This is a genomic window from Actinomadura sp. CNU-125 (genome assembly GCF_001942465.1).
GTDB lineage: Bacteria > Actinomycetota > Actinomycetes > Streptosporangiales > Streptosporangiaceae > Spirillospora.
The window spans coordinates 42,802-57,630 of record NZ_MKJY01000111.1 but is presented as its reverse complement, the minus strand read 5'-3'; the positions used below and the strand labels follow the sequence as shown (position 1 = coordinate 57,630).

Below are 14,829 nucleotides of genomic sequence, written 5' to 3'. Positions count from 1 at the left end.
CCGGCGCCCGCTCAGGCGGGACCCACAAAGGGTGACTCATGACGGGTGAAACATGACGACGTTCCTCACCTACACGATCCTCGGGCTCGTGCTCGGCGCGGTGTACTCCATCGCCGCTTCGGGCCTCGTGCTGACGTACAACACCTCGGGCATCTTCAACTTCGCGCACGGCGCGCAGGCGATGTTCGGAACGTTCCTTTACTGGCAGTTCACGCAGTGGGGCTGGCCGACGTGGCTGGCGCTGGTCGCCGTGGTCGGCGTGGTCGGCCCGATGATGGGCGCGGCGCTGCACGCGGCGATCATGAAGGGGCTGCGCGGCACCGCGGACGTCACGAAGATCATCGTGACGGTGGCGGTGCTCCTTGGAACGGTCTATCTGGCGCAGTGGCTCTGGGATCCGGACGAGCCGTACACCGTGGAGATGTTCTTCGGCGCCGGATCGAAGATCACGATCGCCGGGGTCGTGATCCGGTTCCACGAGATCGTCTGCCTGGTCGCGGCCGTCGCGATCGCCGTCGGGCTGCGGCTGCTGTTCACCCGCACCCGGATGGGCGTGGTGATGCGCGGCTCGGTCGACGACCCGGACCTGCTGCGGCTCAACGGGCACGACCCGGAGCGGGCGGCGATGACGGCGTGGGCGCTCGGCTCCACGCTGGCGGTGCTGGCCGGCGTGCTGATCGTGCCGATCAGCGGCGGCGGCCTGGACGCCAACATGCTGACCCTGCTGGTCATCGACGCGTTCGCGGCGGCGATGTTCGGACGGCTGCGCAGCATCCCCCGCACGTTCGTCGGCGCGATGGTGCTCGGCCTCATCGCGAACTACGTGCTGGCCTACCTCCCGTCGGCCAGCGCGATCACCGGCAACCTGCGGGTGTCGCTGCCGATGATCCTGCTGTTCGTGGTCCTGGTGGTGCTGCCGCAGGACCGGCTGCGGGTCGCGGCCGTGCGCACCCGCGAGCGGTACCGGCCGCCGTCCGTCCGCTCGGCGGCGGTGTGGGCGCTGGTGCTGGTCGGCGTCGTGTTCCTCTACAGCCTGCTGCTGACGGACGGCGGCGTCACCACGCTCGCGCTCGGCATGACGTTCGCGATCATCGCGCTGTCGCTGACCGTCCTGACCGGCTACGCGGGCGAGCTGAACCTCGCGCCGCTGTCGTTCGCGGCGGTCGCGACGGTCGTGGCGTACCACTTCGGCGTGAACGGCAGCGGCCTGGCCGCCCGGCTCGGCATCGACGGGATCGTCCTCGGCGTCGCGGTGGCGGCGCTGGTCGGCGGGCTGGTCGCGCTGCCGGCCGTCCGGCTGCGCGGCCTGTACCTGGCGCTGGCGACGCTCGCGTTCGGCGAGTTCCTGTCGAACATGGTGCTGCGCGACACCACGGAGCACGAATGGTTCGGGGTGGCGTTCACGCTGTTCCCGGACGGGTCGCTGGTCGTCCCGCCGCCCAAGGTCGGCCCGCTCGACCTGCGCGACGGGCGGACGTTCCTGCTGACCGCGACCGTGCTGTTCGCGCTGATCGCGATCGGGCTGGCGGCGCTGCGCGGCAGCGGCTACGGGCGGCGGCTCGCGGCGATGAAGGACAGCCCGGCGGCGTCGGCGATGCTCGGGCAGAACCTCGTCCGGCTGAAGCTGAGCGTCTTCATGCTGTCCGCCGCGATCGCGGGCCTCGGCGGCGTGCTGATGTCGGCCGCGACCGGGACCGTGGCGCAGGAGAACTTCACGTTCATCGGCAGCCTCAGCCTGCTGATGCTCGTCGTGGTGGCGGGCATCGGCTACCTCAGCGGCGCCCTGTTCGGCGGGCTGATGGCCGGGGTCGGCTCGGCGGTCCTGGTGGCGACGTTCAGCGACCTCGCCCTGTCGCACGAGGGCCTGTCGGACGTCTACGGGGCGCTCGGCAACCTCGTGCTCGTGGGCACCGCCCTGGTCGGGATGGGCGTCGGCAAGAACCCGAGCGGCGTCGTCCACGACATCGCCGACGGGTACCGCGCGATCCGCACGGCACGTCCCGTCCTGTACGGGGCCGGTGCGCTGGGAGTGGTGCTGTACGTCCTCGCCGTCACCGGTGTCGTCAACGTGTGGACGTTCTCCCTCGTCGCCATCTGCGTGGTCTTCGTCCTGCCGGTGGTGGGCCGCATGTACCTGGACGAGGGTAAGAACCGGGCGACGCCCCCGGAACTGCTCGGCGTGGACGAGCCGTACACCGACGAACTGCGCGCGCGCCTGGACCGGGAGCTGGGCCTGCCCGCGACCGTCCGGGCGGTCAGGTTCGCCGAGCCCGCACCGGTCGAGAAGGGAGAGGCCAGTGTCACTGCTTGAGACCCGCGGCGTCACCGTCAAGTTCGGCGGCAACACCGCCGTGGACGGCGTCAGCCTCGCCGTCGCCGAAGGCGCGATCACCGGCCTGATCGGGCCGAACGGCGCAGGCAAGACCACGATGTTCAACACCATCACGGGCCTGCAGAAGCCGGCGTCCGGGCAGGTGCTTCTGGACGGCACCGACATCACGAAACTGTCCCCGGCCAAGCGCGCGCGGCGCGGCATGGCTCGCACCTTCCAGCGGCTCGAACTGTTCCTGTCGCTGTCGGTGCGCGACAACGTCCGCGTCGCGGGCGACATCCTGCGCAGCAGCAGCCGGAAGCGGTTCGACCTGGACAAGACCACGGACGAGATCCTGGAACGGACGGGGCTCGCGGACATCGCCGACCGTGAGGTGTCCGACATCCCGATCGGCCGGGCCCGCGTCGTGGAGGTGGCGCGCGCGCTGATGACGTCACCGCGCGTCCTGCTCCTGGACGAACCGGCCTCCGGGCAGACCGAGCAGGAGACCGAGGCGTTCGCCGCGATGCTCACCGGCCTCGCGGACGAGGGCCTGGCGATCTGCCTCGTCGAGCACGACCTGCCCCTCGTCATGGGGCTGTGCTCCACGATCCACGTCCTCGACTACGGCGCCCTGATCGCGTCCGGCACCCCGGCCGAGATCAAGGAGTCGCCCGAGGTCATCGCGGCCTACATCGGGACGGAGGAAGCGGCATGACCGACACCGACACCGACACGAAAACGGAGTCGGAGGCCGAGGCGACGACCGGCGTCGAGCCGCTGCTCGAACTGCGGGACGTCCGGGCCGCCTACGGCGCCATCGAGGTCCTGCACGGCGTGGACCTGGCGCTGCGCCCCGGCTCGCTGCTGGCCCTGCTCGGCCCGAACGGCGGCGGCAAGTCCACGACGATGCGGGTGTGCAGCGGGCTGCACGTCCCGTCCGGCGGCGAGCTGCGGTTCGCCGGGCGGCGGGTCAACGGCGTGTCGGCGCAGGAGGCGGCCCGGCTCGGCGTGTGCTCGATCCCGGAGGGGCGCGGGGTCTTCCCGAACCTGACCGTCCGGGAGAACCTGTGGCTCGCCACCGGGACGGGCGCCCGCCGCGCCGACGTCGAGGAGAAGGCCTTCGCCCGCTTCCCGATCCTGTCGAAGCGGCGCGACCAGCTCGCCGGGTCGATGTCCGGCGGCGAGCAGCAGATGCTGGCGCTGTCGCGCGCGCTCGGCACCGATCCGGCGGTGCTGCTGCTCGACGAGCTGTCCATGGGCCTCGCGCCCATGATCGTCACACAGATGTACGACACGGTCGCCGAGCTGGTCGAGGGCGGCCTCTCGGTGCTGGTGGCCGAGCAGTTCGCCCGCGCGGTGCTGCCGATCGCCGACACCGCCGCCCTCATGCTCCACGGACGGGTCGTCGCGGTAGGCGCGCCCGCCGCGATCGAAGACCGGCTGTCCAGCGACTACCTGGGAGGTTGACGGAACCATGCTGACCGAGGAACGACGCGAGCAGTTCAAGGAAGACGTGTCACGGCAGAAGCTCAAGACGGACGGGTCGCGCAACGACGGCGCGCTCCGCATCGTCGGGGCGCTGCTGATGCTCACCGGAGTGATCGGAGTGTTCGTCACCTACAACGTGTCGCTGCAGCAGGACGACATCCGCAACGTCGGCTCCCTGCAGACGCTCGCGACCGGGTTCGTGGCGGTCACCGTCATGGGCGCCGCGCTGTACCTGGGCGCCGTGCTGGCGCGCGTCCTGCGGCTGTGGCTGCTGCGGCAGCTCATGGAGTCGCAGGCCCAGGCGGACCGGCTGACCGCCGCGCTGGAGCGCGAGACGGTCTAGCGGCCCGGCGCGGCAGCGCCCGTCGCTCCCAGTGAGCGGGATGCCCGGACCGTCCGGGCATCCCGCTCATTACGTTCGACCTGTTGGAGAACGCGCTGACGGAGGAGCCCATGACATCGCAAGTTCCCGCGCACGCGGCGGTCGTGCCGGTGCCGGGGCGCGACGAGACGATCGCCGGGCTGCTGCTCGCGCGGCTGGGCGACGACCGTCCCGGCCTGCGCAGCCGCGACCGGACGTGGACGTGGGACGAGGTCGTCCGCGAGGGCGCGGCCCGCGCGGGTCTCGCGCGGGAGCTGCGCCGCGCCGACCGTCCGTTCCACATCGGCGTCCTGCTCGACAACGTGCCCGAGTACATCCTGTGGCTCGGCGCGGCGGCGCTGGGCGGCGCCACCATCGTCGGCATCAACCCGACCCGCACCGGCGCCTACCTGGAGCAGGAGGTCCGGCACACCGACCTCCAGCTGATCGTCACCGACGCCGCGGGCGCGAAACTGCTCGACGGCCTCGACATCGGCGTCCCCCGCGACCGGTTCCTGCTGGTGGACGACGGGACGTACGCGTCGCGCGTGGCCGCGCACGCGGGCGCCGAGCCCGCCGCCGACCCGTCCGTCACGCCGGCCACGCAGCTGCTCCTGCTGTTCACGTCCGGGACGACGGGCGCGTCGAAGGCGGCCCGCTGCTCGCAGGGGCGGCTCGCCGAGCTGGGGCGCAACAACTCCGCGAAGTACGACATCAAGCGCGACGAGATCTCGTACTGCCCGATGCCGCTGTTCCACGGCAACGCCTCATGGCGCTGTGGGCGCCGACCCTCGCCGCCGGCGGCTGCGTGTGCCTGACGCCGAAGTTCTCCGCATCCGGTTTCATCCCGGACGTCCGGTTCTTCGGCGCGACGTTCTTCACCTACGTCGGCAAGGCCATCGGCTACGTCCTCGCCACCCCCGAGCAGCCGGACGACTCCGGCAACACCCTCACGCACGGGTTCGGCACCGAGGCGTCCCCCGAGGACAAGATCGAGTTCCGCCGCCGCTTCGCGCCCGCCTCGTCGAAGGCTACGGCTCCAGCGAGAGCGCCGGGATGATCAAGCAGGACCCCGACACGCCGCCCACCGCGTTCGGCAAACCCATGCACGGCGGCGTCCGGATCGTCAACCCGGAGACGCGCGAGACCTGCGACGTCGCCGTCCTGGACGACCACGGACGCGTCGTCAACGCCGAGCAGGCCGTCGGCGAGATCATCGACGTCGACGGTGCCGCGAAGTTCGAGGGCTACTACAACAACCCGGAGGCCGACGCCGAACGCGTCCGGCACGGCTGGTACTGGACCGGCGACCTCGGCTACATCGACGCCGACGGCTACCTGTACTTCGGCGGCCGCTCCGGCGACTGGATCCGGGTCGACTCCGAGAACATCTCCGCGCTGCTCACCCAGCTCGTCGTCCGCCGCCACCCCAAGATCGTCGACGCGGTCGCGTTCGGCGTCCCCGACCCGCGCTCCGGCGACCAGGTGATGGCCGCGATCGAGATCCCCGAGGGCGTCGGGTTCGACGACCTCGACCTCGGCGCCTTCCTGGCCGCGCAGGACGATCTGGGCACGAAGGGCGCGCCCCGGTTCGTCCGCGTCTCGCACTCCCTGCCGACCACGGGCTCCGGCAAGCTGCGCAAGAAGGAGATGCAGCTCGAAGGCTGGCGGACCACCGATCCCGTGTACCGCTGGACCGGGCGGGGCGGGCCCGCCTACGCGCCGATGACCGACGACGACAAGACGGCACTGCGCGAGGAGTTCATCGCCAACGGCCGCCGCCGCTTCCTCCCCTGAGAAAGAGAGCGCCTGATGGACCTGCGCGAGACCGCCGAACATCGGAAACTGAGGGCCGAACTCCGGGCGTACTTCGCGAACCTGCTGCCCCCGGACGTCCGCCGCCGCGCGGGCGAGGAGGGCGTCGGCGGCGACCGGTTCCGCGAAATCGTCAAGCTGCTCGGCGACGACGGCTGGCTCGGCTACGGCTGGCCGGTCGAGTACGGCGGCCAGGGCCGCTCGACCGCCGAGCAGTACGTCTTCTTCGACGAGGTGCAGCGGGCCGGGCTGCCGTTCCCGTTCGTCACCGTCAACACCGTCGGCCCCACGCTGATGCGGTTCGGCACGGACGAGCAGAAGAAGAAATACCTTCCGGGGATCCTGTCGGGCGACCTCGTCTTCGCGATCGGCTACACCGAGCCCGACGCGGGCACCGACCTCGCGTCCCTGCGCACCCGCGCGGTCCGCGACGGCGACACCTACGTCGTCGACGGCAACAAGATCTTCACCAGCGGCGCGAACACCGCCGACCACGTCTGGCTCGCCGCCCGCACGAACCCGGACGCGCCGAAGCACAAGGGCATCTCGATCCTGATCGTGCCGACCGACGCCGACGGGTTCTCGTGGAGCCCGATCCAGTGCGTCGGCGGCATGATCGTCACCGCGACGTACTACAACGAGGTGCGCGTGCCCGCCTCGTCCGTCGTCGGGGACGTCGACGGCGGCTGGGGCCTCATCACCACCCAGCTCAACCACGAGCGCATCGGCCTCGCCGCGCTCGGCGGCCGGATGATCCGCCTCTGGGAGGACGTCGCCGCGTGGGCGCGCGACGAGGGCGTCATCGACATCCCGTGGGTGCGCGGCGACCTCGCCCGGACGCACGCCAAGCTGGAGGCGATGCGGCTGATGAACTGGAAGATGACGATGGCCGTGGAACACGGCACCCTCACCGGCGCCCAGGCCGGGGCGGCGAAGTCGTACGGGACGGAGACGCACATCGACGTCCAGCGCACGCTGACGAACGTGCTCGGGGCCGCGGGCCGGATCCGTCCGGAATCGCCCGGCGCCGTCCTGCACGGGCAGATCGAGCAGCTCTCCCGGCAGGGCATCGTGAACACGTTCGGCGGCGGCGTCAACGAGGTCCTGCGGGACATGGTCGCCGTCCAGGGCCTCGGACTCCCCCGGGGGAAGCGCGCATGAGCGACGACGCGATGAACGACTACGAAGAGCGCCTCCAGGCGTGGGTCGGCCGCAAGCTCGGCGAGCCGCGGCGCGGCCAGGACCCGGTGAACGTCCCCATGATCCGCCACTGGGTCGAGGCCATGGAGGACGACAACCCGGTCTACCTGGACGACGAGGCCGCACGCGCCACCGGACGCGACGGGATCGTCGCGCCCGCGTCGATGGTGCAGGCGTGGACGATGCGCGGCTACGCGGCGCACGTCCACCCCGAGCCCGTGCCCGGCGGCATGGACGAGCTGACCGACCTCCTCGCCGAAGGCGGCTACACGTCGGTCGTCGCCACCGACTCCGACTTCGAGTTCCACCGCGAACTCGTCCCCGGCGACCATGTCGGTGTCGAGGAGAGCGTCGAGTCGATCTCCCCGGAGAAGAAGACCGGCCTCGGCGCGGGACGGTTCGTCAGCACGATCCGGACGTACCGGGACGCGTCCGGCGAGATCGTGGCGACCCAGCGGTGGCGCCTGCTGCGCTTCCGCCCGGCCGAGAAGCCGGCACCGAAGCCGCTGCGCCCGCGTCCCGCGATCAACCCCGACAACGCGTTCTGGTTCGAGGCCGCGCGCGAGCACCGCCTGGTCGTCCAGCGCTGCGCCGACTGCAAGTCGCTGCGGCACCCGCCCGGCCCCGCCTGCCCGCAGTGCGGCTCGTTCCGGTGGGACACCGTCGAGTCGTCGGGCGACGGACACGTCTACACGTTCACCGTCAACCATCACCCGCGCCACCCGGCGTTCGAGTATCCGCTGGTCGTCGCCGTGATCGAGCTCGCCGAGGGCACCCGCCTCATCGCGAACATGACGGGCGTCGCACCCGAGGACGTCGAGATCGGCATGCCGGTCGTCCTCGACTGGCTCGACGCCGACCCCGACCTGTCCCTGCCGATCTTCCGCCCGAAGGAGAGCTGATGGACTTCACCCTTGGCGAGGAACTGGAAGCGGTCCGGGACCTGGCCCGGCAGATCCTCACCGACCACGCGACCCCCGAGCGCGTCCGCGCGGCCGAGGAGACCGGCGTGGACGAGCCGCTCTGGAAGGAGCTGGCCGCCGCGGGCCTGCTCGGCGTCGCGCTCCCCGAATCCGCGGGCGGCGCGGGCCTCGGCGTCTCCGGCCTGTGCGTCCTGCTCGAAGAGCAGGGCCGGACGGTCGCGCCCGTCCCGATCTGGCCCGCGCTCGTCGCCGGCCTGACGCTCGCCGAACACGGCACGTGCCCGCCCGAGGTCGCCGACGGCACCCTGCGGTACACGCTCGCGCTCGAAGAGTTCGGCCCGCACGACCCGGCCGAACCCCGCTGCGAAGCCGTCGGGACGGACGCGCGTGGCGGCTCACCGGGACGAAGGCCGTCGTCCCCGCGGCGTCCTTCGCGTCGAAGATGCTCGTGTCCGCGACGACCCCGGACGGCCCCGCGCTGTTCGCCGTCGACACCGGCGCGTCCGGCACGACCTGGGAGCAGGCGCGCACCACCACGCACGACATCGCGGGCACCGTCACCCTCGACGGCGCGCCCGCCGAGCACCTCGGCGGCGCCGCCCTGCGCACCGCGCTGCGGCTCGCGCGGATCGCGCTGTCGGCCGTCCAGCTCGGCGTCGCCGAAGGCGCCCTGCGGATGACCGCCGACTACCTGTCCGCCCGCGAGCAGTTCGGCCGCCCCCTCGGCACCTTCCAGGCCGTGCAGCACCAGCTCGCCGACTCCTACATCGAGATCGACGCGCTGCGCGTCTGCCTCTGGCACGCGATCTCCCTCGCCGCCGCGGGCGAGGACGCCGAGCAGGCGACGCTCGTCGCGAAGTGGTGGTCCGACGACGGCGGCCTCAACGTCGTGCACCGCACCCAGCACCTGCACGGCGGCATCGGCGTCGACGTCGACTACCCGATCCACCGCTACTTCCTGTGGGGCAAGCAGATCGCCGGCACCCTCGGCGGCGCCTCCGCCGACCTCGCACTCCTGGGGGCCGCGCTGTGAACGTCTCCGTCGGCGACGAGCTGCCGCCCCTCGACGTCCCGCTCACCCGCACGATGATCGTCGCGACCGCCCTCGCGAGCCGCGACTACCAGGACGTCCACCATGATCCGTCCCTCGCGGTCGAGCGCGGCTCGAAGGACGTCTTCATGAACATCCTCACGACGAACGGGCTCGTCGACCGGTACGTCACCGCGTGGGCCGGGCCGTCCTGCGTCGTCAAGGCCATCCGGATCCGCCTCGGCGCGCCCAACTACCCGGGCGACACGATGCGGCTGACCGGCACCGTCACGGCCGCCGACGGCGACGCCGTCGAGATCGCCGTCAAGGGCGTGAACGCGCTCGGCCCGCACGTGACCGGCACCGTCGTCGTCCAGCTGCAAGGGAAGAAGGCATGAGCGTGCTGCCCGGAGCCGCCGCGATCGCGGGCATCGGCGCCACCGAGTTCTCCAAGGAGTCCGGCCGCAGCGAACTGCGCCTCGCCTGCGAGGCCGTCCTCGCCGCGATCACCGACGCGGGGCTGCAGCCGTCCGACGTGGACGGCATGGTCACCTTCACCGCCGACACCAGCTCCGAGATCCACATCGCCCGCAACCTCGGCATCGGCGAGCTGAAGTTCTTCTCCCGCATCGGGCACGGCGGCGGCGCCGCCTGCGGGACCGTCCAGCAGGCCGCGATGGCCGTCGCGACCGGCGTCGCCGACGTCGTCGTCTGCTACCGCGCCTTCAACGAACGGTCCGGCGTCCGCTACGGGCTCGGCCAGGCCGACCGTCCGATGGACGTCAGCGCCGACCGCGCCGCCTACTCGTGGATGACCCCGTACGGGCTGAACACCCCCGCCCAGTGGGTCGCGATGTTCGCCCAGCGGTACATGCACGAGTACGGCGCGACCAGCGAGGACTTCGGCCGCGTCGCCGTCGTCGACCGCAAGCACGCGGCGAAGAACCCCGCCGCGTGGTTCCACGGCCGCCCGATCACCCTCGAAGACCACCAGGCGTCGCGCTGGATCGCCGAACCCCTCCGCCTCCTCGACTGCTGCCAGGAGAGCGACGGAGGCCAGGCCATCGTCGTCGTGTCCGCCCAGCGCGCGCGCGACCTGCCGCACCGTCCCGCCCTCATCTGGGGCGCCGCGCAGGGCTCCGGCAACGACCAGCACATGATGACGAGCTACTACCGCTCCGAAATCAGCGGCATCCCCGAAATGGGACTCGTCGGCCGCCAGCTCTACGCGCAGAGCAAGCTGACCCCCGCCGACATCCAGGCCGCGATCCTCTACGACCACTTCACACCGCTCGTCCTGCCCCAGCTCGAAGAGCTCGGCTTCTGCCCCAAGGGCGAGGCCAAGGACTTCATCGCCGACGGCAACCTCGAAGTCGGCGCCCGCCTGCCGGTCAACACCCACGGCGGCCAGCTCGGCGAGGCGTACATCCACGGTATGAACGGCATCGCCGAAGGCGTCCGGCTCCTGCGCGGCAGCTCGCCGAACCAGCCCGGCGACGTCCACAACGTCCTGGTCACCGCCGGCACCGGCGTCCCGACCAGCGGCCTGATCCTCGGAGCGGACGGATGAGCGACTGGCGCGGCCGGACCCTCGGCACCCGCGAGACCACCCACGACGAGACCCGCGCGATCCTCTACGCCCTCGCCGTCGGGGCGCCCGCGGACGCGCTCGACCTCGTCTTCGAGAAGAACCTGCGCGTCCTCCCCACGTTCGCGCTCACCCTCGCGCAGTGGGCGCCGGACGAACTCGGCCCCGCGGGCGCGTTCGACATGTCCACCGCCGTGCACGGCTCGCAGCGCCTCCGCGTCCGCAAGCCCCTGCCGTCCGCGGGCACCGTCGAGATGCGGGCCCGCGTCGGCGAGGTCTGGGACAAGGGACGCGCCGCCGTCTTCGAGGTCGTCGTCGAGAGCGAGTACTTCGACGCCACCTGGTCGATCTTCGCGCCCGGCTCGGGCGGTTTCGGGGGCGAACGGGGCCCGTCGTCGCAGCGACGCCCGTCCACGGAACCGGACCGCACGCTCACCCTGCGGACCACCGGCAACCAGGCGGCGCTCTACCGCCTCCTGGGCGACCGGCACCACATGCACATCGACCCCGAAGCGGCCAAAGCGGCCGGAATGCCCCGCCCGTTCATGCACGGCCTGTGCACCCTCGCGGCGGTGACGCTGCCCATCGCGGAAGCCCACGAGCGGCACCCAGCGGACCTGTCCGAACTCGACGGACGCTTCGCGTCGCCCGTCTTCCCGGGCGACGAGCTGACGATCGAGACATGGTCGGACGACGGCGCGATCCTGTTCGAAGCCTCGGTTGAAGACCGCACCGTCCTGTCGGGCGGCCGGGCCGTCTTCGCTTGACCGCCGGGGCGCGGCTCCCGCCGCGCCCCGGCCGGTATCGGCGTGAGGCGAAGGCGTCGAAGAGCGCGAGCCCGGACGCGCGCGCCGCGCGTCAGCGCCGACCGGTGGCCTTCCGCAGCGCACTCCACGAGTGGTTGGCCTGCACGACGGTGATACCCCCGGCCTCGGGGCCGGTGAACACGGTGACGGTGTCCCCGAACCGGGGCACCTGCAACGGGGTGTAGCGGGTCGGCGCCCGGTCCGCGGTGCGTGCGGGGAGACGCCGGTGCTCGTGCGCCCGGAGCGTCGTCCCGTCCGCAAGCCGTACCGTCACCGCGCAGCGGTAGGCGCGCGAGGTCTCGTTCGAGTCGTACGTGCTGCCCCGCACGGTTCCCAACCGCGGGCTCGGCTCGGCGGCGCAGAGGACGCCGTACGCCGCGACGAGATCGGCCCGCCCCGTACGGCCGACGGCTTCGCGCAGGTAGCGGAACCATGCTCCCGCCGTGGCGGCGACGGCGGGAAAGATCCCGGCAAGGGACAACGCGACGCCCAGCTCGCTCTCGCTCCCCGGGCTCGTCTCCGAATGCACCACGCGGGACACCGTCCACGTGACGTACAAGGCGACACCCGCCGTGAGCAGCATCGCGACGACGAGCATCCCGGCGAGGCGGCGGGAGCCCGCCGGCGGTTCCACGATCCGGAGCGGGTCGGGGTCGAGGCGCGTCAGGTCTTCGCCGTCGCGCCGCACGATCACGTACGTGGCATCGGCCACCGGCGTGGCCCTCCTCGGCTTCGGGGCGTGGCGCGGCGATGCCCGCGCGGGGTCCGCACGGTAGCCGACGCGAATGACGCGCCGGATGACCGTCGGGTGAACGGGCGCCGCACCGCCGAGGGCACGGACGCGTCCGGGCATATCGCCACGGGCGTCCGAGGGCCGAAGGCTAGGGTGGCACCCGGAATCGGAGAACCGAGGTGAGCCGGTGGCGCTCCACATCGTTCCGTTCGAGGACCGTTTCGTCGACCGGGCCGCGGCTCTGCTGGCCGCCGCCCACGCGACGGCCCCCGCCGTGGACCTGGCCGACCCCGGCGTGGCTCGTGCGCAGCTGGACGGGTGGGACACCGCGGGCCCGGCGGTGGCCGCGCTGCGCGGCGGGGTCCTCGTCGGCTTCATGGCGGCCACGCTGGCGAGAGGCCCGGGCGATCCGCTCGGGCGCATCCGCCTGCCGCACCACGCGGCCGTCCCGGACGACCTGCGCTCGACCTACCGCCATCTGTACCAGGCCCTCTCCCGGGACCTGGCCGGCATCGGCTGCTTCGAGCACACCGTTGTGGTCGCCGCCCACCGCGACACCATCGCGTGTCTCGTCGAACTCGGCTTCGGCATCGATCAGATCAAGGGCTTCCGTCCCCTGACGCCGCCGCGCCGCTCCGCGCCGCGGGTTCGCATGCGCCAGGCGCGTCCGGACGATCTGGCGGAAATCGTCCGCCTCACCGTGGAACTACAGCGATTCCACGCCGCCGCGCCGATCCTCAGGCCCGCTCCGCCCGACCTGCACCCGCTCAAGGACGACCTGCACGCGGCCATCGCGGACGAACGGCGCCTCGTGCTGGTCGCCGAGGCGGAAGGACGTCCCGTGGGGGTGATGGTGGCGGATCCCGACAGCCGCCATCTCAAGGCGGCGACGATCGGGATCGCGGTGGTGACCGCCGCGGTCCGGGCCGAGGGGGTCGGCACCGCCCTGCTGTCCGGGGTGGTGGACTGGGCGGCGGGTCGCGGCTTCAGCGCCTGCGGGGCCGAATGGACCTCCGCGAACCTGGTCGGCGACGCCTTCTGGCGCGGTCACGGCTTCGCGCCCGCCCGCTACACCCTCACCCGCCGGATCGACCCGCGTGTCGCCTGAACCACCGCTCCTAAGGCCGCCGGGCGGACGCCGCGTGGGCCTCAACCGGTGCGCAGGCCCCGGTCGGTGAAGGCGATCAGCCACTCGAAGCTCTCGTCGACGTCGGCGCTCCACCGGAACCCGCCGCCCGCCTGCAACGTGGCGAAACCGTGAAAGAGACTGCGGATCATGCGCAGGGCGTGGTCCGCGTCGGAATCCGCGATGTCGTAGCCGCGCAGCACCGCCGTGAACGAGTCGACCAGCCGCCGGCTCCCCTCCGCCACCGGATCGTCCGGGCCGGACGGTTCCACGCCGATCGACGCGGCGTACCGTCCGGGGTGCTCCACGACGAAGGCGCGGAAGGCGCGCGCGGCCGCCGCCAGGGCGTCCCGTCCCGCGTACCCCTGGATCGCCGTGCCGACCGCGTCCGCGGCCTCGTGCAACGCCAGGGCCGCGATGCGCCGGTTGAGATCGTCGAGACCGCCGACGTGCTTGTACAGGGACGGGGTGCGCACGCCGAGCCGCTCGGCCAGCGAACCCATCGTGAGCCCGGCCGGGCCCAGCTCGTCGGCGAGCGCGGCACCGGCGGCGACCACGGCCGCGGGGTCCAGACCGGCCCTAGGCACCGGCGGCCTTCGCCGCGAAGCCGGCGATGAGCGAGGCGACCCGGTCGGGGAACTGGTCGTGCGGGTAGTGCCCGGCGCCCTCGATCATCTCCAGGCGGCCGATGCCGGACGGCAGGGCGTCGACGATCGCCGACCCCTCGGCCCGCGGGTCCGCCCAGTCGGGGTCGAGCGTGCCCATCACGACCAGAACCGGGGACCGGACGTCGCCGAGCCGGGCACCCGCGTCGGTGGGGGCGCTGCGGCCCATGCCCTGCATGGCCTTCATCCGGCCGGGCTCGCGCATCATGGCGTCGATACGGCCGATTCGCTCGTCCCAGTGGTCCGGCTTCGCGCCGGGGTAGGCCACGTCGAGGTAGGAGCGCCAGAGCGGCACGCTGCCGAGCGTGCCCGCGCCGAGCAGCCGCAGCATCCCGCGCCGGAAGCGCTTCACCTTCAGATCGCCGAGACGGATCGACTGCTTGCGGGTGAACGGCGCGAGTTCGACGACCGCGGTGACCAGCGAGGGCTCCCGCGCCGCCGCGATCGTGGCGGCGCCACCGGCGAACGAGTGCCCGACGAGCACGGCCGGGCCGCCCAGCTCGCGGATGAGAGCGAGCAGGTCGTCCGCGACCGCGGCCCGGCTCCACTCGGGCCAGTCGACGCTGGACTCGCCGAAGCCCCGCAGGTCGACCGCGGCGACCCGGAACCCCTCCGCCACCAGCCGCGGGATCACGGCGCGGTAGGCCGCCCGGCTGTCGCCCATGCCGTGCGCGAGCACGATCAGCGGGCCCGTCCCCGTGACCTCGTAAGCAAGCGTGCCGCCCTCGACGGTCAGGTGCTCGGTCATGACATCCTCCGGCTAACTCGATTAGCTAAAGG

At 72.3% G+C, this 14,829-nt stretch carries 18 protein-coding genes; 15 read left to right on the top strand and 3 right to left on the bottom strand.

Features of this window, described 5'->3' with window-relative positions; genetic code table 11:
- The first annotated feature begins 52 nt into the window (after positions 1–52).
- From BJF79_RS14650 to BJF79_RS14600, 14 genes are all read left to right on the top strand, one after another.
- Positions 53–2,311 carry an ABC transporter permease gene (locus tag BJF79_RS14650; RefSeq protein WP_075897921.1) on the top strand — a complete coding sequence of 753 codons (2,259 nt, stop codon included), beginning with the start codon at positions 53–55 and terminating at the stop codon, positions 2,309–2,311.
- A complete protein-coding gene (locus BJF79_RS14645) occupies positions 2,298–3,029 on the top strand; it encodes an ABC transporter ATP-binding protein (protein ID WP_075897919.1) in 732 nt (243 codons plus the stop codon). The genes BJF79_RS14650 and BJF79_RS14645 overlap by 14 nt, the downstream gene beginning before the upstream one ends.
- Positions 3,026–3,781 (top strand): ABC transporter ATP-binding protein, encoded by a 756-nt coding sequence (locus tag BJF79_RS14640; protein WP_075897917.1) that lies wholly within the window; start codon positions 3,026–3,028, stop codon positions 3,779–3,781. The genes BJF79_RS14645 and BJF79_RS14640 overlap by 4 nt, the downstream gene beginning before the upstream one ends.
- Positions 3,782–3,788: 7 nt before the next feature.
- Complete coding sequence (locus BJF79_RS14635; RefSeq protein ID WP_075897915.1) at positions 3,789–4,145, top strand: hypothetical protein; 357 nt, start codon at positions 3,789–3,791, stop codon at positions 4,143–4,145.
- 110 nt (positions 4,146–4,255) lie between these two features.
- Positions 4,256–4,981, top strand: a complete 726-nt coding sequence (locus tag BJF79_RS59870; protein ID WP_262402007.1) for an AMP-binding protein — start codon at positions 4,256–4,258, stop codon at positions 4,979–4,981.
- Positions 4,933–5,223, top strand: coding sequence for a hypothetical protein (locus tag BJF79_RS59865; protein WP_262402006.1), 291 nt, complete (start codon positions 4,933–4,935; stop codon positions 5,221–5,223). The genes BJF79_RS59870 and BJF79_RS59865 overlap by 49 nt, the downstream gene beginning before the upstream one ends.
- Positions 5,220–5,960, top strand: coding sequence for an AMP-binding enzyme (locus BJF79_RS59860; protein ID WP_262402005.1), 741 nt, complete (start codon positions 5,220–5,222; stop codon positions 5,958–5,960). Before BJF79_RS59865 ends, BJF79_RS59860 begins: the two co-directional genes overlap by 4 nt.
- A gap of 15 nt (positions 5,961–5,975) precedes the next feature.
- Positions 5,976–7,139, top strand: coding sequence for an acyl-CoA dehydrogenase family protein (locus tag BJF79_RS14625; protein WP_075897913.1), 1,164 nt, complete (start codon positions 5,976–5,978; stop codon positions 7,137–7,139).
- Positions 7,136–8,080 carry a bifunctional MaoC family dehydratase N-terminal/OB-fold nucleic acid binding domain-containing protein gene (locus BJF79_RS14620; RefSeq protein ID WP_262402004.1) on the top strand — a complete coding sequence of 315 codons (945 nt, stop codon included), beginning with the start codon at positions 7,136–7,138 and terminating at the stop codon, positions 8,078–8,080. Before BJF79_RS14625 ends, BJF79_RS14620 begins: the two co-directional genes overlap by 4 nt.
- Positions 8,080–8,781, top strand: coding sequence for an acyl-CoA dehydrogenase family protein (locus BJF79_RS14615; RefSeq protein WP_262402003.1), 702 nt, complete (start codon positions 8,080–8,082; stop codon positions 8,779–8,781). The genes BJF79_RS14620 and BJF79_RS14615 overlap by 1 nt, the downstream gene beginning before the upstream one ends.
- Positions 8,703–9,134: an acyl-CoA dehydrogenase family protein gene (locus BJF79_RS59855; RefSeq protein ID WP_262402067.1), complete on the top strand. Its 432-nt coding sequence runs from the start codon at positions 8,703–8,705 to the stop codon at positions 9,132–9,134. The genes BJF79_RS14615 and BJF79_RS59855 overlap by 79 nt, the downstream gene beginning before the upstream one ends.
- Positions 9,131–9,529 (top strand): MaoC family dehydratase, encoded by a 399-nt coding sequence (locus BJF79_RS14610; protein ID WP_075897911.1) that lies wholly within the window; start codon positions 9,131–9,133, stop codon positions 9,527–9,529. Before BJF79_RS59855 ends, BJF79_RS14610 begins: the two co-directional genes overlap by 4 nt.
- Positions 9,526–10,701, top strand: coding sequence for a lipid-transfer protein (locus BJF79_RS14605; RefSeq protein WP_075897909.1), 1,176 nt, complete (start codon positions 9,526–9,528; stop codon positions 10,699–10,701). The genes BJF79_RS14610 and BJF79_RS14605 overlap by 4 nt, the downstream gene beginning before the upstream one ends.
- Positions 10,698–11,486 carry a MaoC/PaaZ C-terminal domain-containing protein gene (locus BJF79_RS14600; RefSeq protein ID WP_075897907.1) on the top strand — a complete coding sequence of 263 codons (789 nt, stop codon included), beginning with the start codon at positions 10,698–10,700 and terminating at the stop codon, positions 11,484–11,486. The genes BJF79_RS14605 and BJF79_RS14600 overlap by 4 nt, the downstream gene beginning before the upstream one ends.
- A 91-nt stretch (positions 11,487–11,577) precedes the next feature.
- Here the strand turns inward: BJF79_RS14600 and BJF79_RS14595 are convergent, their stop codons facing one another.
- Positions 11,578–12,237 (bottom strand): hypothetical protein, encoded by a 660-nt coding sequence (locus BJF79_RS14595; RefSeq protein ID WP_075897905.1) that lies wholly within the window; start codon positions 12,235–12,237, stop codon positions 11,578–11,580.
- Positions 12,238–12,445: 208 nt separating this feature from the next.
- On the opposite strand from BJF79_RS14595, the gene BJF79_RS14590 reads away from it, so the two are divergent.
- The gene (locus BJF79_RS14590) at positions 12,446–13,366 is read left to right on the top strand and encodes a GNAT family N-acetyltransferase (protein ID WP_075897903.1); all 921 of its coding nucleotides are present in this window, start codon (positions 12,446–12,448) and stop codon (positions 13,364–13,366) included.
- Between the two features lie 41 nt (positions 13,367–13,407).
- On the opposite strand, the gene BJF79_RS14585 is transcribed toward BJF79_RS14590, so the two are convergent.
- Together BJF79_RS14585 and BJF79_RS14580 are read right to left on the bottom strand one after the other, a co-directional pair.
- On the bottom strand, positions 13,408–13,971 hold the full coding sequence (locus BJF79_RS14585; protein ID WP_262402002.1) for a TetR/AcrR family transcriptional regulator: 564 nt from the start codon (positions 13,969–13,971) through the stop codon (positions 13,408–13,410).
- The gene (locus tag BJF79_RS14580) at positions 13,964–14,797 is read right to left on the bottom strand and encodes an alpha/beta fold hydrolase (RefSeq protein ID WP_075897899.1); all 834 of its coding nucleotides are present in this window, start codon (positions 14,795–14,797) and stop codon (positions 13,964–13,966) included. Before BJF79_RS14580 ends, BJF79_RS14585 begins: the two co-directional genes overlap by 8 nt.
- Between the last annotated feature and the right edge of the window lie 32 nt (positions 14,798–14,829).